Raw genomic sequence first — 23,158 nt, 5'->3', positions numbered from 1 at the left:
GTCCCCTGTGGGGACCCCCATCCCATCAGAAGCGAATCCGAGCACGATGGAGCGTCCACTTCCGCCGCACGGGTTCGCCTTGGCGGCTATGACGCACCGGTCGGATCCGATGCGGGCGTGAGTCGCTGGAACAGGTACGCGAAGGCGGTCTTCGTGTAGGCGATGCCGCGGCCGTGGGTGCGGATCTGCTCGACGTTCGCGTTCTCCGGGCGCTTTGGCTCGAGGTAGTGGTCGAGTCGATCCGTTGCCAGTGAATAGTGTCCGTCACGGTGGTGCACGGCCGCGACGAGCTGCAGCGTAGGGTCGAGGGCCGCCAGGCTTGCGTCGCCGTGGCTGGTGTTGGCCAGGAGCCATCCCTTCGGCCGCAGGTAGCGGCGGCAGTGCTCCCACACCGGTCCGGCGAACAGCGAGATGAGCAGGTCCACGCTGGCATCGGGGAGTTCGAGACGCTGGGTGTAGTCCGCACCGAGGAACCGCACCTGGCTCCCCGCGCCCGGGAGTGTGCGCCCAGCCCGTTCGGAACTCACCACCTCCCGGTCGGCGAAGAACCTGCGGGCGCGGGGGTCGGAGTCGACGTAGACCACAGACCGAAATGCGGTCGACGGGGACAGGTCAACGTAGCTGCCGGGGTACAACGCCCGCTCGATCGGCCACGCGTCGGTCAGCGCGGAGAACAGGCCCGAACGATCCCCGATCGACTCCCGGTATCGCGACCACGTCGCCACGTTAGTCACCCTCACATCTCAGCACGCGCGGCTCTCGCCCTGCCAGCGCGCGCCCGGCACGCGGCGTCGGGACGCTGGACTGGGTCCGGCCCGGCTTGTCTCGCCTGGTGCACGGCAGGCGAACCGCTGTCGCCGTAGAGGAACGCTGCGGTCTCGCACCTCGGCGCGCGAAGCTAGCCTGTTTCAGTGGCCGCATCGCTCAACCGAGTCGGCGCCCGCCTTCTCCGGACCCCTCGCCTGGCGCGAGCGCCGATCTGGCTCTACCGGCACCGGTTGGGCTGGCTGATGGGTCCGCGTGTTCTGATGCTGGAGCACCGTGGACGTTCATCGGGAGCGGCGCGCTTCGTCTGCCTCGAGGTCGTCGACCGGCCCAGTGCCGACATGATCGTCGTGGCGAGCGGGTTCGGCACCCGCGCTCAGTGGTACCGCAACCTGCAGGCGAACCCCACCTGCCGCGTCAGTGTCGGATGGGACAGCGGCGCACCTGCACTGGCTCGGCCGATGTCTGAAGACGAGTCAGCCGCCACGCTGATGCGGTACGAACAAGCCCACCCCCGGGCGTGGCGCACGCTGCGGGGCGTCATCGAAGAGGCGACATCCCGGCCCGTGATCGGTCTGCCGATGGTCGAACTGCGGCTGCGCCCGCATGAGGAGAGCAGTGCCACGCGGTCCGGCTGACCGCAGTGAGCGGAGCCGGACCAGCTCGACCACGAGAAGCCGGCGGCGCCCATCCAGCCCCATCTCGCGACGATAAGACGCAGGTTGCTTGGCATGCGAGCCGGGTCTCCACGCGGGGGGCCAACGTTGCGGGAGAGCGTGAGCCGGCGGCGTCCTATTGCGCGGATCGGGCCTCGGCGCGGCGCAGGGCGTCCGCTCCTTCGCCGGTGAGCTGTTGCAGCACGACGGTCCGGCCGGTGATGAGAAGCAGGATGGCGCCGATCTCGCCAACGACGTCGGGACCTTGGCCGCGGCTCCAGTCGGCGTCGGTGGCCGTGAGCTGGTAGCTGTTCAGGGGGAGCCGGCGGTTGACGGTGGCGAGCCAGGTGTTTCGGGTGTCCCACCGTCGGGTCGCGGCAAGGGCGCTGAGTGAGGGCCGCATGGGCAGGTCGACGCCGAGGGGGATGGCGATGTCTTGGCTGTGCACGAGGATGTCGGTCAGCGTCTCCAGCGGGGTGAGCCCTGGGTTGTGTCGACGTGAGCCGATGCCGTCCCGGATCCGCGTGACGATCTGCTCGGTGGACAGCTCCTGCGCCTGCAGGACGACGGCGTCGTGGATGAAGGTGTTCAGCGGCATGCTGCGCAGGATCCGGGGATGACGGATGATGAAGCCCAACGCGTCACGTACCCGTTGTTGCTGCCCGGTAAGGTGCGCGGCGACGTGTCGCACGGTCCAGCCGTCGCACAAGGAGGGATGGTCCCACTGGTCGGGGGTGAGGCCGTCGAGCAGCGCGGCGGTCCTGGCTCGTTGGTCGTCGATCCCGGCCCACAGGGCGTCCGTCTCTATGGCCGTCAAACGTGTCATTGTTCGTCCTTCAGGTGAAGACCGGAGGTCGCGTGCGGGTCCGCTTGAGTTCGTAGAACTGTGGAAAGCCAGCGAGCAGTCGGGCACCCTCGAACACATCGACCGCTTGGTCTCCACGCGGAATCTCGTTCAGCACCGGGCCGAAGAAGGCCACCCCGCCGATGGAGGTGATCGGCGTCCCGACCTCCCCACCCACCAAGGCCACCCCGGCGTCGTGGCTCAGGCGCATGGGGGTGTCGTAGTCCTGTAACTCCATGGCGTCCTCCAGGCCAGCGGGAAGCTGCAGCTGGGCCAGCACGGCGCGGATCACGTCGTGGTATTCCGCGGCGGTGGGTCGACGCCAGAGGTCGAACACCCGCTCCCCAAAGCGGTGTAGAAGTCCGCCAGCGTCTGCTGTCCGAATGTGACCGCCACGCCCGTTGCCACCTTGGCCGGCCCGCGGCTGCCCTCGACGCTGCGGCGGTAGTCCGCCGCGACGTCCGTGCGGTTCTGGTTGAGCAGGTACAGACTCATGACGTGGTGGCGCACCGTCAGGTGGCGTCGCGCACCCACTTCGTGCAGCCAGCGCGAGGCGGTCCAGGAGTAGGGGCACACCGGGTCGAACCAGAAGTCGACCACCTCCTGATGTGTCGCGTTCACCGTCCGCCTCCCACGTTAAACTGGTCCCACTGACGGACTAGTGTAGTTCGATCGTAGGACTTTGTGAAGGGATCCGATGGATCGCGAACTGCCGGCCAGTCTGCTGATGTTCATCGCGTCACGCTCGGCCGCCAACCGCATTTTCGAGGCGCTCCAGCAACGTGGCTTCGACGACGTGACGATCGCGCAGGCCCGTCTGATGATGGGCGTCGACCCCGAAGGCACCCGGCTCAGTGTGCTGGCCGCGCGTGCCCAGATCGCCAAGCAGACGGCGACAGCTCTGGTCGACAAGCTCGAGCGCGCCGGCTACGTCGAACGCGTCACCGACCCCACCGACGGCCGCGCACGCCTGGTGCGGATGACCTCACGCGCGAAGGAGGCGATCCCACACGCCCGCGCAGAGGAGGACCGCATCGAACAGGAGTGGCGCGCCCACCTCGGCCCAAAACGCATGCAGCAACTCCGCCAAGCCCTCACCGACCTACGAGCGATCACCGACCCTTACCAGTGACCACCTGCGGCTGACATGTCGAGAACAGCAACTGGTCCTCGAAGCCGGACGCCGTTCAACGGGGCTGCGCCGATGCGGCGTTGAGACGCAGATTGAACGCGTGGCAGGGTCCCGGGCGCTGCGCGGCCTCAGCTGGGACGGTAGACGTCAGTTCGGTGGTCGATCCGCAGGATGACCACTTCCCGATCTTTCGCGTTGATGCGGTACAACACCCGGTAGGTGCCGCGTCGAGCGGAGTGAATGCCAGCCAGGTCTCCACGCAGTGGTTTGCCTACCCGTTGCGGGTTCTCGACCAGGGCGCCGGTGAGGAACTCGATCACTGCGGCCGCGACCGACTCGGGAAGCCCCGACCGGAGTGCCCGGACCGCCGGCGGGGTAAGGACCAGCTCGTAGGTGGAGCTTTGCGTCATGAACGCAGGGCGCGGACCGCATCGGCCCCTCGAACCACGTCACCAGCGGCGTACGCAGCGTCGGCCTCACGGATGTCGGCCAGAGCCAGTGGGTCACTGAGGACGGCGAGGGTCTCCTCGAGCTCGGCCAGGTCCTCCGGGCTGATGATCACCGCGGCTGCGCGACCGTTACGGGTGACCGTCACCCTCTCGTGCTCGCGCTCGACACGGTCCACGACGTCGCTGAAGTGGTCTCGGACCTCACGAAGCGGCTCAATGCTCATGACCACAATTGTGGCGCTTTGCCTCCATTCGTGCAACTGGGTGCATCAGACGCCGGCGACGTAGGCGGTGAGGAAGTGCACTGCGTGGCGGTCCAGGTTGCCGCGGGCGCGGTCGTAGTGCTCGGTGGTTCTGGGGTCGGCGTGGCGGGCGAGGATCTGCGCGTCGCGAAGCGGCACCCCGGCATCCAGGGCGTTGGTGATCGCGGCGTGCCGCAGCGAGTGGGGGCTGATGTGCCGTGGGATGCCGGCTGCCTTCGCGATCCGGGTGACCATCCGGTAGGCGTCGCGCCGGTCGATCGGTTTGCCGGATGTTGGTCGCAGGACCAGCGGACCCTCGATGCGTTCGCCGCGGCAGGCCTCCAGGACGCGTAGCACCGGCACGGTGATCGGCATCGTCGCGGGCTTGTTTCCCTTGCCGACCAGCCGCAGGACGCGATGCCCCCGCAGCGACTCCGCGTAGTCCTCGATCCGAACCGCAGCGGCCTCGGATGCCCGCAGGGCGTTGATGCCGAGCAGGTATGCCAGGGCGCCGTGGTGGACGGTGATGGTCTGGGCAACCTGCAGGAAGCGGATCAGCTCGAGCCGGTCCAGGCCCTGGGTGCGGGACTCGTCGCGCTGCACCTTGGGCAGGCGGGCGTAGACGGCCGGGTCCGCCGGGATGAGCCCGTCGATGTGCGCGAACCGGAAGAAGCCACGCACCCCGTTCATCATCGACACCACGCTGGAGTCCATCAGGCCGCGCTCGCCCAGGCTGCGGATGTAGAGCTCGACGTGCGCGCGTTGGACCCCGACCAGCGGGTCCAAGCTGTTGCGTTCGCACCAGGCGAACCACTCCCGCAGCTGGAACTGATACAGGCGGTGAGTTCGGCCGGAGTAGCGAGCCAGGAACGAGACCGCCGCGACCTGGGCGGTGGACATGGTGGCCGGCTGGAACGGCAACAGCATGGTCGGAGTGGACATTGGGATCACCTCGCGCGGCGACCCATACAGAGGCCTCAACCACGCCCGCCGCCACCGCGGCCAGGCACTCGAACCATCCGACGGTAGACCCGGGCCCGCCGTGGTGGCAGCCCCCTGCAGGCGTTGAGACGGTCCGTGTTCTTGGGGGGGTGTGGAGGCGTCCGTCGACCCCTGTCGGGTGACCCGGCCCGGCTTCGTGCTGCCCGTTACGCGCACGGACGCCGGGGGGTTGGGCGAGCATGTGCTGCTCCCATCCCGGGGTCTCCATCGGCTTCTGGAGCCTGATTGACTGCAAGTGTGGCCAGTGTGCTGTTCTGCCCCGTTACCTTCAACCTCGCGGAGACCACCCGCATGATCGAGGTCGCCCGGGCACTTGACCCCGCCCATCGGGCGGTGTTCATGGGCTACGAGGACGACTTCGTGCACTTGATCAGCGAGGCCGGCTTCGAGTACCACCCGTGCTCACCCTCGTGGTCGGCGCAGGAGCGCCAGCGGGCGATCGACTTCGACCAGGGCAAGGCGATCCGCAGTCCCTTCACGCGCGAGCTGGTCGCCGCGCGCGTCGCGGTCGAGAGGCGGATGATCCGCCAGCACCGGGCTGCGGCGGTCGTGATCGGCAGCAACGTCACCTCGATGATCTCGGCTCGTGCCGAGGGTGTGCCGCTGTACTACCCCGTGCCGTTCGCGCTGACCGGCCCGCAGGTTCGCCAGGTGCGCCGATTCCGGTTCGTCGCTGGCCAGGGACCGATCGCCGGCACTGCTGACCGCATCGCGACCGCCGCGTTCCGGTGGGTCTACACCCGGGCCCCACTCGCGCCGCGCGCGCTGTCGGCGGTGGCTCACGCCAACGGTGTCGCACCGTTGCGGACGGTCGCCTCGCTGTTGGAGGCCGACGTCAACCTCGTCACGGTCATGCCGTGGGAGCTCGACGACTTCGCGCTGCCCGAGAACTACCAGCGCGTCGGGCCGATCTTCGCCCGCCTCGGCGGCGAGGTGCCCGCACTCGTGCGCACGCTGGCAGCCGCCCCGGAGCCGCTGATCTACCTGGGTCTGGGCTCGTCGGCCCGGCGTGAGCTGGCGCTGGCCGCCGCCACCCAGTTGGGCACTCTGCCGATCAATGTCCTCGCGCCCATCCGGCACTATCTAGAGCCCGGCGACGTGGTGCCTCCCAACATCCACGTGACCGACCTGCTGCCCGCGCACCTGCTTGGCGGACTGGTCGACGCGGCCGTGCTTCACGGTGGGCAGGGAACCGTGCAGACCGCCTGCGCGACGGGCATCCCGTTCGTCGGGATGGGCCTGCAACCTGAACAGACATGGAACGTGCGCGTTTGCCAGCGACAGGGCAACGCGATCGCATTCTCACCCCAGCACGTGTCGAAGCCGGCATTCCTGACCGCCGTGCGGCGGGTCCTCGACGACCCCGCCTACCGCAACGCGGCCACGAGAGTGCGCGATCAGTACGAGCGCGAAGACGGCGCGGCCGCCGCAGCTCGCATCATCGAGGCCGCGCTGCCGGGTCGCAACTAGAGCGTGTCTGCTAAAGATCTGAGGCCGGGCACGGCATCGTGGCCGTCATGCTTCGTGATGGCGTGATCAGTGACGAGTTGTGGGATGTCCTCGAGTCGGTGATGCCGCAGGACGCGGGTCGACGGGGGCGCCCGTGGAATGACCACCGCACGACGTTGGAGGGGATCATCTGGCGGTTCCGCACCGGGTCGCCATGGCGTGACCTGCCGGAGACGTTCGGGCCGCATCAGTCTGTGTGGCAGCGGCATCGGCTGTGGTCAACCGACGGCACGTACGTGCAGATGCTCGCGGCGGTGCGCGGCCAAGCCACGCTGGACAGCGAGGAGGTGGAGGCGATCCTGTCGATCGACTCCACGATCGTGCGGGCCCACCAGCACGCCGCCGGAGCACGCCGGGACTCCGTCGTCGGCGACCCTGCGGACGACACAGGGGGCAGGATCGAACTACACGAATTCTCGGGTGGTGCCCGGGGAGCCGCCTGACCACGCGCTGGGTCGCTCCCGCGGCGGGCTGAGCACCAAGATCCACGCCCTGGCGGACCGCACCTGCACGCCGGTGCTCGCGTTGGTGACCGGCGGCCAAGCCGGGGACAACCCGATGCTGGCCACCTTGGTGAAGGCTCTGGCTGAGGGCGGATACGACGAGGACTTCCGGCTCCTGGCGGACAAGGCGTACTCGCACCCGAGCACCCGAACGTTCCTGCGGGGCAGGAAGATCAAGCACACCATCCCCGAGAAGAGCGACCAGATCGCCCGCCGTAAAGCCAAGGGCTCCAAAGGCGGCCGACCACCCGGGTTCGACAGCGACATCTACAAGCAGCGCAATACCATCGAACGCTCATTCAGCCGGGCCAAGCAGTGGCGCGGACTGGCCACCCGCTACGACAAGTACGCCGTCACCTACCTCGGCGGCTTCATCCTCGGAATGGTGATCCTGACCCACCGAGCCAGCCATTAACAGACACGCTCTAACCAATGGTCTACCTGGACCTCCCCCCCACGACGCCCAACTCGCGGCTGAGACGCAACCGCCTTCGCCGGTCCGGGCGCCTTTGGCCAACTGACGCTCTCAGGTGAGACTCGCGCGCACGGCGTCCATGAAGGCAATGAATCGCTCGGGCTCTTCGTAGAGGTTGAGGTGCCCGGCGTCGTCGAGGACCTTCAGGTGTTTGGCCGGGCTCTGCAGGCTGCGAACCACTCCTGGATCTGCGCCAGGTCGGTGATCCGGTCCTGCTGGCCGGCAAAGAGGTAGACGGGCACCGGCAGGGCCACCACCTCACGCCTGAGGTCGACCTCCGCGCACAGGTGGGGCCACAGGAGATCCATCGAGCGATCCATCGCCTTCAGGTAGCGCAGCTTCGCGGACAGCGGGTACCCCCGGCTGGTGAAGACGCTGAGCGCCCACCGCGGCACGAACCGCGGGTCGGCGGCCACCCCACCCAGCGTGCCGACCCAGCGGCGCTGAGTCTTGACCCCGCTCGTCCCCGACGCGTACTGGCCCGCGACGGGCCGCCCGATCTGCTCCAAGGCTGTTTGCGCCTTGCGGTTCCCGGACCGGCGGGCCTCGTCCACCGCCCAGTCGTAGGAGCGCTCCTCCTGCAGTGCCCAGTTCGCGACCTGCGCGGCACCCACGTAGGCCGACACCTGCTCAGCGGCCCGCTCGGCGATGCGGACGCCGAGCACCGTTCCGAACGAGTGACCAACGAGCACCAAGGGCCGGTCGCCGTATTTAGTAGGGGGCGTCTTCCCGCGGGCGAACGTCCAGCGCCATACTCAATCGTGCAGAGCACGCCAGACCTTGAGGCCGTATCCCGCCTTGTGGCGGACTACCGCGGCGCTGGGCGTGTCATCGGCGCAATGCCCAGGAGCAGCACGGCTTCAGATGTCTTTCTCACGACGATCCGGCGATCGAGCGACGGATTCGCCGTGCGGCACCTCGTCATCGACCTCGACCGGCTCATCACGAGCCGGGAGGGGCTCTTCGATGGCGAACCGTCCGCCGACTCGCCGTACCGGTACACGGAGGAGGCGATGCTGGACCTCGAGGAAGCGGTCCAAGCGGCCGCCCGCCTGTCCGCACAGTCGTGGTCGACTCCCATTCCTGCACTGGCGGCGTGGAAGGCGTTGGGCGGACCCTTCGAGGAGCAGTTCGAGTGGTCCAAGCTGCGCCCCCATGTTGAGGGTTTTCCGAGGCGTCCAATATGGCGGCGTGCCGTGAGGTCGACATTCGGCTGGGCTTGGGCCGCCTTCGTTCTCGTTCTCACCGTTTTGGGCGTTGGGTATCAGGTTTCGGGCTATGACGAAGATGCCTCGCTGACAGACCAATTGTTCCTCGGCATGGTGGCCTTCGCCGCACTTGGTGCCTTCGTCCTCGCCATGTTGACGATTGGGTGGGGACTTCAGTGGTACCAACGACGCAGACCGCCTTCAGCGGGGAAGCCAGGGGGTCGTCACGCCGCCCGGTGACCTACCGGCTAAGCAGCCGATTCACTCGCCAGTCGGGGGCGGCGGATGGCCTCGCCGCGCACCTGTTCGACAGGCGGCGATGAGACTGCACCTCGATCCGTCCGGAACTGATGGTCGGACGTTCCACCGAGCGTCACTCCGCTTCTGGCGTCGGCGGGCGCCGGGTCGGTCCCGGAGGAGGTGAGCGGGTGTTGGTGGGGTTCAGGGTGAGGTGTGGTCGAGCAGCCAGGTGTAGATGTCGACGGGGGAGCCTTGCGCGTAGGTGATGTTCCAGGAGTCGTGGTCGCGGTGGGGGTAGACCGTCAGCCCGGCCTCTTCGTCCGCTACCCCGCACTGGTTCCGCAGACCGGTGATGGGGACGATGCTGCCCTGGGGGTCTATGACGTCGTCGAGCGCGCCGTGGAAGGCCCAGGTCGGCACGGAGGCCAGATCGCAGCCGACGGCCTCCCAGGCGGGGCGGCCCTCGCCGGCGATGGGAACGGCTGCGGCCACCTGCGCGTCGCCCTGAATCTCGAGGTACTCCCACGCGCCGAACCCGCCACAGCTGAGCCCGGTCAGGTACACCCTGGCCGGGTCGACGTCGTAGGCGCCCACGGCGTAGGTGATGAAGTCGCGCACCTCGTCGGGTGTGAAGCAGGGCGCTTCGGTGCTGAGGTGACCGCGGTCGTGCCACGTCGTCAGGAAGCAGGAGCCGCCGAAGGCGACGTCGTCGCAGTGCTCGTAGCCGGGTCCGCCACCGGTGTCGTCGTGCTGGGGAGCCAGGACGACGAAGGGGCGCTCGTCCGGCCACCCGTCATAGGCGATGTGGCGCGGGATGGCCTGTTCGGCCTGGACGGCGAGCGCGTCGGCGGACCCGTCGCCGCTCTCTCCGGAGCCGTGCAGGAAGACCAGCAGGGGGCTCGTGGCTTGACCGTACGACGGGGGGAGGTACTCGACGTAACCCAGCGGGGACCCGGTCGTGCCGGCCGGACGCAGGGTGTACCGCTGCGATGACGTGCTGTTGGTCAGCCCGATGAGGTCGGCGGCGTACCTGCAGGTATTCAGGCTGGAGTGGGGGCCGCGGACGTCCACGCCGAGGAAGTCGACGAAGTTCCCGTCCGTGTCCCACAGGATCTGGTAGCGGAGCACGCCCCGCTCGCGGGCGATGACCCGCCCCGTGGAGTCCTCGACGACGAACGGCTGGCCGGCCTGGATGACGGTGTACTCGTAGACGTTGTCCTCGACCAGGGTGGCGGTCACATCGGCCTCCAGCCAGGTGCCGCGGATGACGAACCTGGCACCGGTGCCGGGGTTGGTCCACACCTCCCGGAACGAGAAGCGCCCATGGAAGTACAAGACATCCGGTTCCTTCGGCGAACGCGGGCGGCTCACGACGGCGGAGGTGAACTCACCGGCGACCTCGATCGGGTAGCCGCACTCGAAGGACCGGTAGTCGTAGGGCTCGGACACCACCTCAGGGCGGGCGGCCGTCGCCGTAGCCGCGCTCGCCACCACCGTCGACAATCCGAGAACGACCGTCCCGACGACCGCACCCAACGTCCGCATCACTCGCATGTCGCCACCGGTCCTTCACCGCCGCCAGGCTGCGGCCGACTGCCGCTGCCCCTGCCCCATGTGCACGACTCGCATCGGCGGTGCCTTCCGCCAACTCGCGCGCCTTTCATACTTCGCCCGGGCTCACAGCACGTCCATGACCCGATCGAGCCATCTTCAAGCCCATCCGCGCGAAGACCGCCGTACGAGATGTGACAGAGCGCGCTGCAAGAAGGACGCAGTAATCGGCGGCCGCGGCCGGGCTCCCGGTATCGGTGCTCGTCGAGATAGCCTCAGGCTACGAGCAGGTGCGTTCACCGCCGTCCCGCTCTTCGGCAGGCGCGCATGGTCTTCGGCGTCCGCATTTGCCGCTGATGGGAAGGGTGTTCAGGCGGCGCAATGACGCAGCTTCCCGATGCGGCCTACCGTTTGGAGGTGATGTTCAGTCGAGACCTTCGCGACGTGGTCGCACGCGGCGACGTGACGGTCTCGATCAGGCTGTGGAGCCGAGCCCAGGTCAAGGTTGGTGGGCGCTACGCTGCCGCGGGCACGATCATCGAGGTCGACTCGCTCGAGGTGCTGCCCTTCTCGGCCGTGACCGAGGACGACGTGGTCGCAGCAGGGGAGACCGATCGTGAGGCACTGCGGGTTCGGGCGGCTCACTCCGGGCCGATCGACGACGACACTCTGGTGTACCGAGTCGAGTTCCACGTGGTGTGAAACGACCGCCGGCGCATTGACCCATGCGGCGATCCGGCGGGGACGTGAGCGTGACGGATGCCGGTGAAGGAGACGGACGACCGACGCCCTCGCGGGCGACGGCACGAGACGATGACCGGATGGACGACACGACAGGGCCGGTGGGCGCGGATGACGGTGACCTGGAACCTGCCGCACCCCAGGTGCAGGCCCGGATCCGGGACAGCTTCGACCGGCAGGGCCTGATGCGGCTGCTCGGCGCGAGACTGCAGCACGTCGGCCCCGGCCGGGTCCACATCGTCCTGCCCAGCCGGCCCGAGATCGGCCAGCAGCACGGGTACGTCCACGCCGGAGCAACAAGCGCCATCGCCGACAGCGCCGGAGGCTACGCCGCGCTGACCCTGTTCCCCGAGGGTTCGGAGGTGCTGACCGTTGAGTACAAGATCAACCTGCTCGCTCCCGCTGCCGGTGACCACCTCGAGGCGGTCGGCACGGTTCGCCGGTCCGGTCGCACCCTGACCGTCTGCCAGCTCGACGTCTACGGGGTCACTGTCGGCAGCAGGGCCCTGGTCGCCACCGGGCAGCAGACCCTCATCCGCATCGACGCCGAACCCGAACCGGACGCATCCGAGCTCCGATCCGCGTGACCCTTCGCGCAGCTGGATGACCGTTGTCGACTCGCTGAGACGCAGGCGCTGCGTTGGTGACGATGTGGTGGGTGTTCGATGATGGCGTCATGCCCGAACGACCGCGTGCTGATCCGCGTGATCAGGTCGACGTGGTTGCAGCGCTCGGCCGGCTGGGCACGCTCGGCGGATGGGACCGTGTGCGCGCCGGGGAAGCACTCGAGGGCTTGGACCGCGTCGACGCAGACCTGTTGCTCGCGGCTGGGATCCTGGGACGCGACGGCGCTGGCCGATACACCGTCATCGACGACGACTTGGTCGACGTTGACGGGGCCAGCGTCAGCCATGCGATCGTTGCCCAGCTACGCCGTGCACTGGAGCACACCGAGCGCAGGTCCGCCGGGTGGGATGGCGCGCACCCGGCAACGGTCCTGAGCCAGGGCCGCGCCAGCCGCCCCGTTGCGGACTACCTCGCGCGTGAGCTGCTGCCGCGGATGCCCGGTTCGCAGGCTGCGCTTCAGAGCGGGATGTCCCGGTTCCTGGACGTCGGGGTCGGGGTGGCCGCGATCGCTGCACGCCTATGCCAGATCTACCCCGGCCTGGGTTGTGTGGGTATCGATGTCCTCCCCGAAGTCCTGGGGCTGGCGGCCAATGAGCTTACGGCGTTGGGTCTGGCCGATCGGGTGGAGCTGCGGGTGCAGTCGGTCAGCGAACTCGAGGACGAAGAGGTCTTTGACCTGGCCTGGTTGCCGCAGCCGTTCATTCCTCGAGCGGCGCTTGAGGCAGGCGTCCCACTGGTCCACCGCGCGCTCCGCCCCAACCGATGGGTAGTGGTTCCCCTGGCCGTCGGCAGTGCGTCAGACCCTTTCGAGATGGCTGTCTTCGCGCACACGGCCCAGATGCTCGGGGGTGGACCGATTCGCGTTGCGGATGCTGAGGACCTGCTGGCCACCGCGGGGTTCGACCAGATCATCAGCACCTCGTGGCGCGGCCAGATGTTGGTTCTAGCTCGCCGCCCCTAACCGGGCAGGTCCCCTTGGTGTCACGCTCAGGAGTGGACCTCAGCGCTTCGGATCGAGGCCGAAGTCGCCTACCCATGGTCATTGAGGTGCTCCCGGGCGGCGGTAGGTCGCAGGTTCGAGGCAGGGGCGTTTGCGCGGACCACGGTCACGCCGGGCTGGCGCATACCGAAGGGCTCAGTCGGCATCGCAGCGGGCATGACCAAGGTCATCCAGAGGCTCGATCTTCGCGGACGCGCTATCCGATGCGGAACCGCTGCGGTCCCCACCCGCAGCGGGAGCTAGACACCACGAAGGTCGACGTCAGTCGGTCTGGTACTTAAACGAAATGCTCAACTTCGTTCTGAAGACGACATCGTCACCAGCCAGGTCAAGGTCTTGCTCGACCACTTCTGCGACACGCAGATCGCGAAGAGTCTCTTTCGCGGTGTTCACGGCCTGCACCGCGGCGTCCTCCCACGAAGAGGTGCTGGTCCCGACGATCTCAACGACCTTGTAGACGCTCATTGTGCCTCCCCATGGTTTGACTGGTCCGAGCCTTGCACCATCGTGGTCCGATGGCCAGACCTGAGTCCCATCGATCGTGGGAGAAGCGTTGGTCCGCTTGGGGGCGATGAGACGCAGTTCGGAGGTCGCCCCGGGCCGACGGCCCGCGGAAGCGGTTGGGCGGGACAGCCGAAGTCGGGTACCGCCAGTCTGCCTGGGCGACACCGGTCGGGCACCTCGGCAGCAGTGATCCCTTGGGGTGCTGCGCTCAGGTGTGCGAGGCGTGGAAGCCGGTCATGCGGATGAGTTTGGCCGGGACACCGGCGACGATCGCGTTGGCGGGGACGTCGCGCGTGACGACGGCACCGGCGCCCACGATCGCACCGTCACCGATGCTCACGCCTGGGACGACCGTGACTGCGGCGCCGAGCCACACCTTGCGACCGATCACGATGGGCGCCGGGATCATGTCGGCGCGCCGGTCGGGATCAACGCCATGGTTGAGAGTTGTCAGCGTGCTGCCGTGGCCGATGAGCGTGCCGTCCCCGATCGTGATGCCCCCGGTGTCCTGGAAGCGGCACCCGATGTTGATGAAGACGTCCTTGCCCAGGGTCAGGTTCTTGCCGAACTCGCTGTAGAACGGCGGGAAGACGGTGACCGACTCGTCCACTGCCCTTCCGGTGAGCTGGGACAGCAGGTCACGCACTTCCTTGGCTGTTCGGTATCCGGAGTTGAGTTCGGCGAGGATGCGCAGGGCGTCCTGCCCGGCGTCATGCATGAACCGGTGCTGGTCCGAGCCGCCTTCGATGACCGCTCCGCGGTTGACGTGGTCCAGGAAGTCCGACAGGTTCACCTTGCTCATGCTGCCACGGGGTTCACTGGCGTTGCCCGAGCGGATCCCTGGGCGCCTTGGGAGGATGTAAGGCAGGCCGACCCGATGTCGGGCCAGGGCAGGGCCGCGTCTACAGGTCTTTGACCGCCCGGATTGCTGCGACCGCGCGAGGGAACCCGATGTAGGGGAAGCAGTGGACCAAGGCGGCCACCACGGTGGTCTTGGAGTTTCCCGTTTGGATGCAGGCACGGCCGTGCGGGCCGAGCTGGGCGGCAGTGTCGCCGATGGTGGCCAGCGCGCACAGCACCAGCAGCTCGCGCTGGGCCAGGGTGAGTCCGCCCCGGGTGTAGAAGTCGCCGAAGCAGAACTCGGTGAGGAACCGGGGCAGTGCGGTGTTGAACGGTTCGGGCAGGTCGGCCAGGTTGTCCTTGATCTCGTTGCCGTACAGGGGCGCTTGGACGGCGAGGCCGCTGGCGTACCGCTCGGTGTCGGTGACGCTGCCCTGCTCCGGCAGGGGCAGCGGGATGCCTCTGGCCTGGAAGACCTGGTTGATCGTCGCGACCGCGTTCAGGGTGCGGGGGAATCCAATGAAGGGTGCGAGCTGGTAGACGGCTTCACGGATGGCGACGGGCTCGACGCCGACATTGAGCGCGGCTCCCGTGTGTGCTGTCAGCTGCGGCAGGGTCTGCAGGCATGCCAGGACCGTGACGGTGACGAGTTCACGGGTCTGGTCGGCCAGGACGCCGGTGTCGAAGACGTCTCCGAAGATGAACCCGCGCAGGATGCGCATCAGCTCCGGGTCGTTCTCGGGCCCACCCTTGTCACGTGGCCCGAACAGGCGCTCGTACGTCGCCTCGGCATGCGTCTGTCGTTCGGAGACAGCAGGGCCCTGGAGGTCGTCAGCCATGGGGGCACTGTTGCTTTCGCCCTCAGCGCCGTCAAGTGCGCAATGACCGCAGGGGCCACCGTGGAGCCCCTTGTGGCATGAGCACTCGAGGTGGCACCTCGCGCGACCGGTCCGTCTGAGGCAGGGAGCCCCGGGTGGCGGCTGAGACGCAGGTCGGCCTACACGGTGACGCGCAGAGATTGGGCACATGTTGAGAGCAGCTGCGAAGGACATCGAGACACGGGGAGCAATCCCGCTGGGCTCTCTGCTGCCACGGGTGCCGCTTGGTGGCGAGCAGCATGGCAAGGCACTTGGAGCGGGAGCTCGAGATGCTCACCCACGCGGCACTGGTTCCTGACGGGCCGGTGGAGCGAGCCGCGTGGGCGCAGTGCGAAGCACTGGTCCGCTGGCAGCTGGAGCCGCTACCGCGCCACGAACTGACCCGGCGAGGGAGGTCAGGGTGCAAGGTGGGATGGTGGTCGCACTACCCGAGGGCCTTGACGGTCCCGTCGAGGTTGCCCTTGCCCGGTCGGAGGAAGCGATCCCGCCGTCGTCCTCGCTGAAGGGCGGTGCGCTCTACGAGCTGAAGTGGGACGGGTATCGGGTCGCCGTCGTCCGCGATGGAGCAGGAGCAAGACTCTGGTCTCGCCAGGGCAAAGAGCTGACCAGCCGGTTCCCGGATCTGGTGGCGGCAGCCGTCGCCCAGGTCGAGCCCGGCACTGTTCTGGATGGGGAGGCAGTGATCTGGAACGGCAGCCGTCTGGACTTCGACCTCCTCCAGCGGCGGCTGGTCAACACACCGCGCAAGGTGGCGGTCCTCGCCGCACGGAACCCTGCATCACTGATCGTGTTTGACGTGCTCGCCCATCGAGCCAAGGACATCCGTCGGCGGGCGCTACGCGAGCGTCGACAGCTGCTCGAGGAGCTATCGGCGGGCTGGGACCCACCGCTGCAGCTCTCTCCAACCACCGACGACGAGGTCACAGCCCGCGACTGGATGACCCAATACCGGCCGGCTGGCATCGAGGGGCTTGTCATCAAGGCCGCTGACTCGGTGTACACCCCTGGCCGCCGCACGTGGATCAAGGTCAAGAGCCGCGAGAGCACCGACGTCCTCATCGGCGGTATCACCGGCAGCCTCGAGCGACCCGAGACCATCGTGGCGGGACTGGTTCGCGGCGGCGAGCTGCAGGTCGTCGGACGATCCACACCGCTGACGAGGGACCAAGCACAATCCCTTGCCACGGTGCTGACGCCGGCCGGCCCGAACCACCCTTGGCCGGACATCATCTCCTCCAGCCGCTTCGGTACCGGTCGGGACAAGGTGCCCCTTGTCAAGGTGGAGCCTTCAGTCGTGGCCGAGGTGCTAGCCGACGCGGCGCTTCAGGCTGGTGGGTACCGGCATCCCCTCCGGTTCGTGCGCGCCCGGCTCGACCTGGGGCCCGAGGACCTGAGCTAGCTGACGCACCCAGTGAGTGGGTGCGGATGGCACCGTGGCGGACCACGCTGGTCGGTTCGGCCTCCGGCCCGCCTTGTCTTCGGTGGCTGCCTGTCAGATCCGGCTGAGGGTGGCTTCGTCCTGCGAGCCGTGGAAGTACTTGTCGAGCACCGCCTGGTATGGCCCAGCGGCGGATTCGTCTGCGGCGTGGAGGAACAGGGTCATGGACGAACGCAGCTTTTGGGCATCCATGCCGCCCATCACGACGACTGGGTCCGAGCCGGGTAGGGATAGCAGCGCCGCCACGCACTCGTTGAGCCGGGGTCCGAGAACAGGATGCTGCAGGTACTCGCGGGCCTCCGTTACACCGGAGAGGGCGAAGAAGCGGGCGGTGTCGCTCCGCCCCAGTCCAGCAACCTGAGGGAACACGAACCACATCCAATGGCTGCGCTTGCGCCCTGACCTGAGCTCAGCCAGGGCGGCCTGGGAGGTGCCGTCACCGTCCTAGGCCTCGACGAATCGGTTCAACTCTGGCGTCATAGGCCCAACCTTCCGGAACTTGTCGGCTACAGCGGCGCTCCCGACGCAGTGAAACGCGCCCAGCGACGCCGCGTGAGGCGGAGGCTCCAATCTCCCACGCCGGTAGGAAGCTGTGGTTGACTTCGCGCCGAATGTCCTCGTGGAAGGAACGAACATGGCTCAGCGAACGGTCACAATTCTCTCCGACGATCTGGACGGGAAGGAGGGCAAAGACATCACCACGGTGACCTTCGGATTCGACGGCTCTACCTACGATATCGACCTTTCAAAGAAGAATCGCGTCGCTCTCGAGAAGGCGCTCTCGCCGTACATCGACGCTGCGCGAAAGGTGCCCTCGGCGCCCCGGCGGTCGGCCAAGAAGAGCACCCCGCGGGTGACTTCCGATGATCGTGCCTGGTTGCGCTCCAACGGCTTCCCAGACGTCAAGGATCGAGGCCGCCTGCCCAGCGCGGCCATCGAGGCGCTCCGGAATCGTTGACCCACGCCGTTTCACGAGAGCGTGGTACCTCCGCGAGGAGAGTACTGCCGGGATGGCCGACCGCCTGAGCTTCCGAAGCCAGACACGCCGTTAGGGCAAGCGCGGCGTAGAGACGCTCTTTCCACGGTGGTCTCCCCGCGTCCCCGGTCCCTGCGCAATACTCGCGGCGCCGCACGGGAGCAGCACTAGGCCAGGAGGGTCAGCCATGTCAGGGACAAGTGCAGCCACGCAATCGAATCCTTCGGAGGCCTCCCGCACGCCCCCTGATACGTGTCCTCCTCGGATCCGGTAATCGCCCCGTGCCTGGCCACCTCGCGGGGGTCTCAGACATCTGAGGCAACGAGGCAGGCAATGGTGAGGCGGTGGGGTTTGCTTATCGAGGCGTGGCCTACGTCATCGACGTCACCGAGCGAGGGGCGAAGAAGTTCGACAAGGCGATGGACTTCTACACCGCTCACGCGCAGCGTCAAGGTGGTCGCCGGTCCATCGGGCCGGCCAAGACCAAGGCCGACCGGGGACAGCTGCAGGCGGTGCATGAATGGGCCGGCTCCCAGGGGCACACGGTGAGTGACCGTGGGCGCATCGGCAAGGAGATCTAGGACGCATACGACGCCGCCGACTGAGGTGGCGGCTTGACGTCCTGCTCTGCAGGCCCGCGTTGCAGCAACTGATTGGACGGTTCGGGCCGGTCCGGACGCTGGACTGGTTCACCTCGGCGTCACGGTGATTGCTAGGACCGCGTTCGCTCCGAGGAGTCGGTGTGACACCGCGGGCATTGGCACCTCACCTCGCCATCGACCGATCTCTGGCTCGCTGTCGGGAATCGGTGCCCCCTTGGTGGCGTCGTAGTCGCGAATCGCTCCCGCGAGCTGCGAGTTCCATGTGGCCCATGCCTTTGGGCTGGTTGTGCCTTCCCCTGGCGCGATGTCGACGACGAGGGTGTCCTCGAAGTCGGCGGTCTGCTCGAGATGGTCGAAGAACCCGAAGATCCCGCCCTTCTCGCGCACGGAGAGCAGCCTGAGCCGCAGGGCCTGCCGCAAGGTGGGGAGCGGGTCCCCGTAGACGTCCACTGGTCGCTCCCGGCTGGACAGGAACGTGATCAGCAACGGTACGGGACTCTCGGCCGAGTCCCCAGGTGCCGGCCGCTCGATCTGGATCGGGCAATAGTGGGCGGTCGACTGCTCGTGCACGATCACGGACACCCCGCGCACGGACAGCTGGGTCTCCAATTGCCAGACGATGCCGTCATCGGGGGTGCCGGGCAGCTGCACATGGCACAGCTCGACCTCCACCTTGAAGTCGCCGGTCAGGAATCGGCGCAGGTTCTGGTAGCCCTCCTCAGAGTTCACGACACCGTAACGGCCGCTGTGGCTGCGGTGGACGAAGGCTCGGGGAGTGTCGGGGACGTAGGCGTTGTCGATCTGAACCAGGCCGTCGCTCTGCGGGCCCACGACTCTCGCAGACAGTCCGAGCGCGGCGTCGTAGTCCGCTGCGTTGGTCCCGACGAGGCAGAAGACGTGGTGGAGCGGGAACTCCTCATCCGTCATGGTGTGGGGCTCCCAGCCCTCCGGCGGTCCGCCGTCCCGCTTGTCACGCGGGGTGAGGTACTGCCACATCCGGTCCCGGCCGAAGATGGCCGCTCCTTCGATGTCGAGGGTGTCGCGCAGCGCCGCGAGTCCACGGAAGCCCTCCGTGAATTCGATGCCGTTGTGCGGGGTGGCGTAGGTGAACAGGCTCTCGATGTAGTCAGCGGCGCGGTTTGATCGACCGGTCAGTTCGGGGATGACTCGCTGGATCAACGAACGGCAGATCAGCCCACCCATGGAGTGCGCGACCAGATGCACCTTCTCCGCGCCGGTCTTCAGCCGGATCAGGTCAGTGAGGCGCAGCAGGTCGGCGGCGGCGTCCTCGATCTGGTACTTGCGGGGGTCCCTCCCGAATGTCGACGCTGAGTCGTCATAGAACCGGTGGATCCAGATGGTCTTCGGGTCAATCGTGCCCCGACCCCGGCTGTCGAGGTACGCCTCCTGGCCGCCGTGGACGAAGATCCGGTACGGCCCACCATCGTCGGTGCTGTCAATCAGCAGCCGCAGGAGGGGGCTTTCGAACTGGTAGAAGTGCGGCTCCCCGTCGCCCCCCACCCTCACATGCGTTGCGCCGATGTTGAACCCATAGAAGGGGTCGTCGACCGCTGAATTGATGCTCCCCGTCGATCCGGCATACCCGCGCACGTACACAATCGGAAAGTTCATCCTGGGCGTCCTTCCTTATGGGTAGATGCTGCCCATCAACCCAGCAGGAGACCCTCGTGTCAATCGCAGGAGCCTGCCGCTGACCTAGCATGCGTCCAGATCAGGGGAGGTGTCGTCGACACCTCGGCCGCTTGCCGTGCCGGGCGAGGTAGGCAGCCGCTCTGAACAAGCCTTAGCTTCCTGGCCGCGTAGTCGTGCCGCCCCGGCCGCCAGGGGCCGCCAATCGTGGCCCGCCTGCGGCGGAGGGACGCAGTGTACAACCGATATGGCGCCCCATCGCGATGGACATCGCTGACCCTTGTCGACCACTGATGCTGCGCCCTAACTGATAGGGAGGACCCGCCGAGGGTCGCTCCCAGATGGGATTCTCCGAACGGCGCGTTGACGTCAGCAATCGGCTGCCGGGCCTCAGATCAAAGGAGAATCCCATGCGCTCAATGCTTCACACCCAGCCAGTCGTCGTCTGCACATCCTCGTTGCCAGGCTGGGATCCGCGTCACTGGGCCGCGTGAGCTTGTTCGGTGAGCATTGCGTTGAACCTCTGACCGGCCCCCTCTCGGCGCCACCGGCCTTCCCTCTGTAAGCGGCTGAGTTCCACCTGTGTCGCAGCTTCCTCACTTGTCTGACCAAGTGCCTGGAAGACTAAGCACAGCAACCGAAATGACTCAGTCAAATAGTCTGCGTCTTCGGCCTCCTCCAAGAAGGCCAGCGAAGCCAGCAACGCTCTGGCAGCTTCACTGAACTGCTTGGTCTCCAGGTACACCTGCCCAAGCATCGTCAGACACCGCCCCTGATCAGCTGCGTTTCTCATTTCCAGTCCTGCGGCTTGGCCCTGCAGGAAGGGCCTGATGGCCTCTTGGGGCCGACCGATGGCCTGCGCCAGCACGCCGATATTGAACCAGGTTACTGCCCGCTCAGCCCACCCGGGTATGTCCTGTGCCAGGACTAGAGCGACTTGAAGGTACTTCGCCCCTTCAACGGCGTCGCCCGACTCAACTAATGCGGTGCCCTTCTGGGCTAATCGCACAGCACTGCGGACATATGGTGCGCTCTTGAACAGGTCTGCAAAGACGCCAGATGCGGATAGATCGGTCCCACGTAGATCCTCGATGTAGGCGACTCTCCTGAAAGGCGCAAGGAGCGGGTGGTCCCTTCTCATCCACTCTCGCGTCGGATCTGACGAGAGCGTGCCACCCGTGATGTCTGCAAGCGCTATCGCCAAGGACTCCGCCTCATCAAGCTTAGAGCGGTCCTTGTGAAGAACGATCACAGTGTTGTCGCACTTGCCGCATTGCTCGATTGCCTCGAGTTCGCTGCGTAGGCCGGGATTCAGGCCGAGACAATCGACCACGATCAGGTGTGCTAGCCGAATCACGGCTCGTATTTCATCGAGCCACGTTTCGTTGGGCAGGATAAGCCGTGGCAGAAGCGCGTCTTGACTCGATTGATCTGCATCGAGGCTTGACGGGCTGGCGGCCGTCAAAGCCGACAAACGGCCGTCAAGCGTCTGATGTAACGCAAGCTCGACCTCGCCGGGCTCACCCCACACGCTGAAGAGTGTCTTCCGCTCAGGGTCATCGGTCATATATTTGGGGTTGTCAACAAAATAGTCGTACGCCTCACCCTCGAAGCCGCGCAAGAGGAGTACGAAGGGCTCCCCACGCTCTCGTCGAGCTTGGATGATAACTAAGGCCAATGAGTGAGTGGACCATTCGCTGAACATCTTCCCGGCAGCATCGAGGTTCTTCTCAGCGAACGCTCGGAGTTCCGACGGCATCTCGTCGAGTTCGCTGCGCATCGCACGAACCTGCAGCGTCTGCTCGTAATGGGCTTCGCCGACATCGCTCGACGGCCGAGACTGATGCCGCTCCGCGGCCTCCGCAGTCTCTCGCTTTGACATGACGCCATGAAGTATCACAAGTTCTCGCTCCAGAAGCCTGCACTGGCTCGATTTCTGGTCAGCCTTCGCATGAATCATAAGTGCCGACACGAAATGGCGTTCTGCCTCCTCGTATCTGCCCAGAGCTACAAGAAGCCTTCCTAGGCCGCGCAATGTGCGGCCGAAGTAGTCGTGCTGCTCACCAACCGCGACCCTCATCGCTTCCAACGCTCGCCGGTATGTTTCCTGAGCGGCGGCTTGATCCCCGGCAAGTACTTGGATGCTTGCTAGGTTGTACAAGGCCTTGCCACGCTCCACGTCTTCCTGGGGGAGGTGGGCGACTGCCAGTTGCTCCGTCTCCTCAGCCGCGGCCAGTGCTTTCTCGATAGAGCCCTTGGCCTGGAGCCTGGCGACCTCACGATTACGCCGTGCTATCGAGGAATGTTCATTCAGATGAAAGAGCCGCATTCCATTCCGATCCAAGTTGTCGAATTGGCATCCAGACATGCTTTTGTTAGCTTGCGGCGCGCGTTGTCAATACGATCGCGATGAAGCCGAAGATGTACGCTACCGCAAACAGGAAAGGAACCCACTGCTCGACGTGCGTTAACGGCCAATACCTTGAGGGGTCCTTTCCGCTTCCGAGAGCAGACCACTCTGCAGTCCACCATGGTGATGCGGGAAGACGCCTCTCCAGGGCACCCACCACAGCCCATTTGCCGGCATTTAACTGCCTGTACGAGCGTATTATCCAGAACCATACGAGGCATTGAAGTACCAGTACGAGCAAGGGCATAAGTCCAAGCCAGGGCGATGCTCTGGGCGGGTCTTTCCAAAATACTCCGATGGCGACAAATATCGCAGTGTTCAATGTAAGGAAGAATGTGTTCGCGAGTGAACGTCGGGCACTCACCCGATCAGCCATTTCGACATACAGCTTGTACTGGTCGACGACGACCGCCAAGTTCGAGTGAGTCGACTCGGCATCTCCGTTCCACAAAGTGTCGGCGAGATCCGCAGCATCTGGGGCAGTAGTCTCGATGAAGTAGCGTTTCATACATGAATAATAGGCGGGCGGGCCTCTCGGCGCACCGTGTGGGAGATCGCCCGTCGATGTCAGTTGCACCGAGCCTGGAGCCCGGCCGCAGGACCTGCGTCGTATCGACTCCTTTCTGTTGTCAACCCGGCGGTGTCCATGGCGGTAGCCGATGCCGGAGCACGGAGGCTCCTTGGAGTGTGCCCGTTGACAGCCGGCTGCCTTGTCGTTCTTCCCCCACCATGCTGGTCGGCCATGTTCTGGGTGCTGAGGGAAGGTCCCGAGGTGGGCCGTCGTCGTCGGTGCGAGTGGATGACTTCATCGCCAGGAAGCGGGGACTTTTCCATGGCCACGGACAGTGCATCTTCCGGGCGTCTATCTGCCTGCCCGATGCCGGACAGGGTCAGCCCAGGCCGCCCGCCGGTGTAT

At 66.5% G+C, this 23,158-nt stretch carries 23 protein-coding genes and 3 pseudogenes; 11 read left to right on the top strand and 15 right to left on the bottom strand.

The annotated features are described in order from the left end of the window. Positions 1-86 precede the first annotated feature (86 nt). A complete protein-coding gene (locus ABD899_RS14815; RefSeq protein WP_345207376.1) occupies positions 87-725 on the bottom strand; it encodes a class I SAM-dependent methyltransferase in 639 nt (212 codons plus the stop codon). 186 nt (positions 726-911) lie between these two features. Here ABD899_RS14815 and ABD899_RS14810 point away from each other — a divergent pair, with 186 nt between their 5' ends. Next, a complete protein-coding gene (locus ABD899_RS14810; protein WP_345207374.1) occupies positions 912-1,403 on the top strand; it encodes a nitroreductase family deazaflavin-dependent oxidoreductase in 492 nt (163 codons plus the stop codon). 154 nt (positions 1,404-1,557) lie between these two features. Here the strand turns inward: ABD899_RS14810 and ABD899_RS14805 are convergent, their stop codons facing one another. Next, entirely contained in the window at positions 1,558-2,247 is a 690-nt protein-coding gene (locus tag ABD899_RS14805) for a maleylpyruvate isomerase family mycothiol-dependent enzyme (protein ID WP_345207372.1), read from the bottom strand. Between the two features lie 10 nt (positions 2,248-2,257). Continuing rightward, positions 2,258-2,799: pseudogene (locus ABD899_RS18985) on the bottom strand (mycothiol-dependent nitroreductase Rv2466c family protein). 163 nt (positions 2,800-2,962) lie between these two features. Between ABD899_RS18985 and ABD899_RS14790 the strand changes: the two are divergent. Beyond that, a complete protein-coding gene (locus ABD899_RS14790) occupies positions 2,963-3,397 on the top strand; it encodes a MarR family winged helix-turn-helix transcriptional regulator (RefSeq protein WP_345207366.1) in 435 nt (144 codons plus the stop codon). Positions 3,398-3,525: 128 nt separating this feature from the next. Here the strand turns inward: ABD899_RS14790 and ABD899_RS14785 are convergent, their stop codons facing one another. Genes ABD899_RS14785 through ABD899_RS14775 form a run of 3 tightly spaced genes read right to left on the bottom strand, consistent with a single transcriptional unit; the run spans position 3,526 to position 5,030 of the window. Further along, on the bottom strand, positions 3,526-3,807 hold the full coding sequence (locus ABD899_RS14785) for a type II toxin-antitoxin system RelE family toxin (protein ID WP_345207364.1): 282 nt from the start codon (positions 3,805-3,807) through the stop codon (positions 3,526-3,528). Beyond that, the gene (locus tag ABD899_RS14780; protein WP_345207362.1) at positions 3,804-4,070 is read right to left on the bottom strand and encodes a type II toxin-antitoxin system Phd/YefM family antitoxin; all 267 of its coding nucleotides are present in this window, start codon (positions 4,068-4,070) and stop codon (positions 3,804-3,806) included. Before ABD899_RS14780 ends, ABD899_RS14785 begins: the two co-directional genes overlap by 4 nt. Positions 4,071-4,115: 45 nt before the next feature. After that, positions 4,116-5,030, bottom strand: coding sequence for a tyrosine-type recombinase/integrase (locus ABD899_RS14775; RefSeq protein ID WP_345207360.1), 915 nt, complete (start codon positions 5,028-5,030; stop codon positions 4,116-4,118). A gap of 297 nt (positions 5,031-5,327) precedes the next feature. Here ABD899_RS14775 and ABD899_RS14770 point away from each other — a divergent pair, with 297 nt between their 5' ends. Beyond that, on the top strand, positions 5,328-6,560 hold the full coding sequence (locus ABD899_RS14770) for a glycosyltransferase (protein ID WP_345207358.1): 1,233 nt from the start codon (positions 5,328-5,330) through the stop codon (positions 6,558-6,560). A 47-nt stretch (positions 6,561-6,607) separates the two neighbouring features. Then, positions 6,608-7,517, top strand: a pseudogene (locus ABD899_RS14765) (IS5 family transposase). Positions 7,518-7,720: 203 nt separating this feature from the next. On the opposite strand, the pseudogene ABD899_RS14760 reads toward ABD899_RS14765, so the two are convergent. Continuing rightward, positions 7,721-8,278 (bottom strand): annotated as a pseudogene (locus ABD899_RS14760) (alpha/beta fold hydrolase); the annotation flags it as partial. A 60-nt stretch (positions 8,279-8,338) separates the two neighbouring features. On the opposite strand from ABD899_RS14760, the gene ABD899_RS14755 reads away from it, so the two are divergent. Beyond that, positions 8,339-9,025, top strand: coding sequence for a hypothetical protein (locus ABD899_RS14755; RefSeq protein WP_345207356.1), 687 nt, complete (start codon positions 8,339-8,341; stop codon positions 9,023-9,025). Positions 9,026-9,226: 201 nt separating this feature from the next. Here the strand turns inward: ABD899_RS14755 and ABD899_RS14750 are convergent, their stop codons facing one another. After that, complete coding sequence (locus tag ABD899_RS14750; RefSeq protein WP_345207355.1) at positions 9,227-10,474, bottom strand: carboxylesterase family protein; 1,248 nt, start codon at positions 10,472-10,474, stop codon at positions 9,227-9,229. Positions 10,475-10,957: 483 nt separating this feature from the next. On the opposite strand from ABD899_RS14750, the gene ABD899_RS14745 reads away from it, so the two are divergent. From ABD899_RS14745 to ABD899_RS14735, 3 genes are all read left to right on the top strand, one after another. Beyond that, positions 10,958-11,278: an ASCH domain-containing protein gene (locus ABD899_RS14745; protein ID WP_345207353.1), complete on the top strand. Its 321-nt coding sequence runs from the start codon at positions 10,958-10,960 to the stop codon at positions 11,276-11,278. 119 nt (positions 11,279-11,397) lie between these two features. Next, on the top strand, positions 11,398-11,904 hold the full coding sequence (locus ABD899_RS14740; protein ID WP_345207351.1) for a PaaI family thioesterase: 507 nt from the start codon (positions 11,398-11,400) through the stop codon (positions 11,902-11,904). A gap of 71 nt (positions 11,905-11,975) precedes the next feature. After that, positions 11,976-12,905, top strand: a complete 930-nt coding sequence (locus ABD899_RS14735; RefSeq protein ID WP_345207349.1) for an SAM-dependent methyltransferase — start codon at positions 11,976-11,978, stop codon at positions 12,903-12,905. Positions 12,906-13,205: 300 nt separating this feature from the next. Here the strand turns inward: ABD899_RS14735 and ABD899_RS14730 are convergent, their stop codons facing one another. From ABD899_RS14730 to ABD899_RS14720, 3 genes are all read right to left on the bottom strand, one after another. Further along, the gene (locus tag ABD899_RS14730) at positions 13,206-13,409 is read right to left on the bottom strand and encodes a dodecin family protein (RefSeq protein ID WP_345207347.1); all 204 of its coding nucleotides are present in this window, start codon (positions 13,407-13,409) and stop codon (positions 13,206-13,208) included. Between the two features lie 247 nt (positions 13,410-13,656). Further along, positions 13,657-14,241: a DapH/DapD/GlmU-related protein gene (locus ABD899_RS14725; protein WP_425474980.1), complete on the bottom strand. Its 585-nt coding sequence runs from the start codon at positions 14,239-14,241 to the stop codon at positions 13,657-13,659. Between the two features lie 109 nt (positions 14,242-14,350). Continuing rightward, positions 14,351-15,127 carry a carboxymuconolactone decarboxylase family protein gene (locus tag ABD899_RS14720; RefSeq protein ID WP_345207343.1) on the bottom strand — a complete coding sequence of 259 codons (777 nt, stop codon included), beginning with the start codon at positions 15,125-15,127 and terminating at the stop codon, positions 14,351-14,353. A gap of 451 nt (positions 15,128-15,578) precedes the next feature. Between ABD899_RS14720 and ABD899_RS14715 the strand changes: the two genes are divergently transcribed. Further along, a complete protein-coding gene (locus ABD899_RS14715) occupies positions 15,579-16,565 on the top strand; it encodes an ATP-dependent DNA ligase (protein ID WP_345207342.1) in 987 nt (328 codons plus the stop codon). Between the two features lie 93 nt (positions 16,566-16,658). On the opposite strand, the gene ABD899_RS14710 is transcribed toward ABD899_RS14715, so the two are convergent. Continuing rightward, positions 16,659-17,021, bottom strand: a complete 363-nt coding sequence (locus tag ABD899_RS14710) for a DUF1810 domain-containing protein (RefSeq protein ID WP_345207386.1) — start codon at positions 17,019-17,021, stop codon at positions 16,659-16,661. Between the two features lie 217 nt (positions 17,022-17,238). Here ABD899_RS14710 and ABD899_RS14705 point away from each other — a divergent pair, with 217 nt between their 5' ends. Both ABD899_RS14705 and ABD899_RS14700 read left to right on the top strand, forming a co-directional pair. Continuing rightward, on the top strand, positions 17,239-17,562 hold the full coding sequence (locus ABD899_RS14705) for a histone-like nucleoid-structuring protein Lsr2 (protein WP_345207340.1): 324 nt from the start codon (positions 17,239-17,241) through the stop codon (positions 17,560-17,562). Positions 17,563-17,924: 362 nt separating this feature from the next. Continuing rightward, positions 17,925-18,161, top strand: a complete 237-nt coding sequence (locus ABD899_RS14700; RefSeq protein WP_345207338.1) for an Lsr2 dimerization domain-containing protein — start codon at positions 17,925-17,927, stop codon at positions 18,159-18,161. A 108-nt stretch (positions 18,162-18,269) separates the two neighbouring features. On the opposite strand, the gene ABD899_RS14695 is transcribed toward ABD899_RS14700, so the two are convergent. The 3 genes from ABD899_RS14695 to ABD899_RS14685 all read right to left on the bottom strand — a co-directional run bounded on the left by ABD899_RS14695 (position 18,270) and on the right by ABD899_RS14685 (position 22,750). Next, entirely contained in the window at positions 18,270-19,814 is a 1,545-nt protein-coding gene (locus ABD899_RS14695; RefSeq protein ID WP_345207336.1) for an esterase/lipase family protein, read from the bottom strand. 496 nt (positions 19,815-20,310) lie between these two features. Next, on the bottom strand, positions 20,311-22,161 hold the full coding sequence (locus ABD899_RS14690) for a tetratricopeptide repeat protein (RefSeq protein WP_345207334.1): 1,851 nt from the start codon (positions 22,159-22,161) through the stop codon (positions 20,311-20,313). A 46-nt stretch (positions 22,162-22,207) separates the two neighbouring features. Beyond that, the gene (locus tag ABD899_RS14685; protein ID WP_345207332.1) at positions 22,208-22,750 is read right to left on the bottom strand and encodes a RipA family octameric membrane protein; all 543 of its coding nucleotides are present in this window, start codon (positions 22,748-22,750) and stop codon (positions 22,208-22,210) included. Positions 22,751-23,158 lie beyond the last annotated feature (408 nt).

This window comes from Fodinibacter luteus, from assembly GCF_039541575.1.
GTDB lineage: Bacteria > Actinomycetota > Actinomycetes > Actinomycetales > Dermatophilaceae > Fodinibacter > Fodinibacter luteus.
The sequence above is the reverse complement of the archived record's forward strand: the minus strand, read 5'-3'. Positions and strand labels throughout refer to the sequence as shown.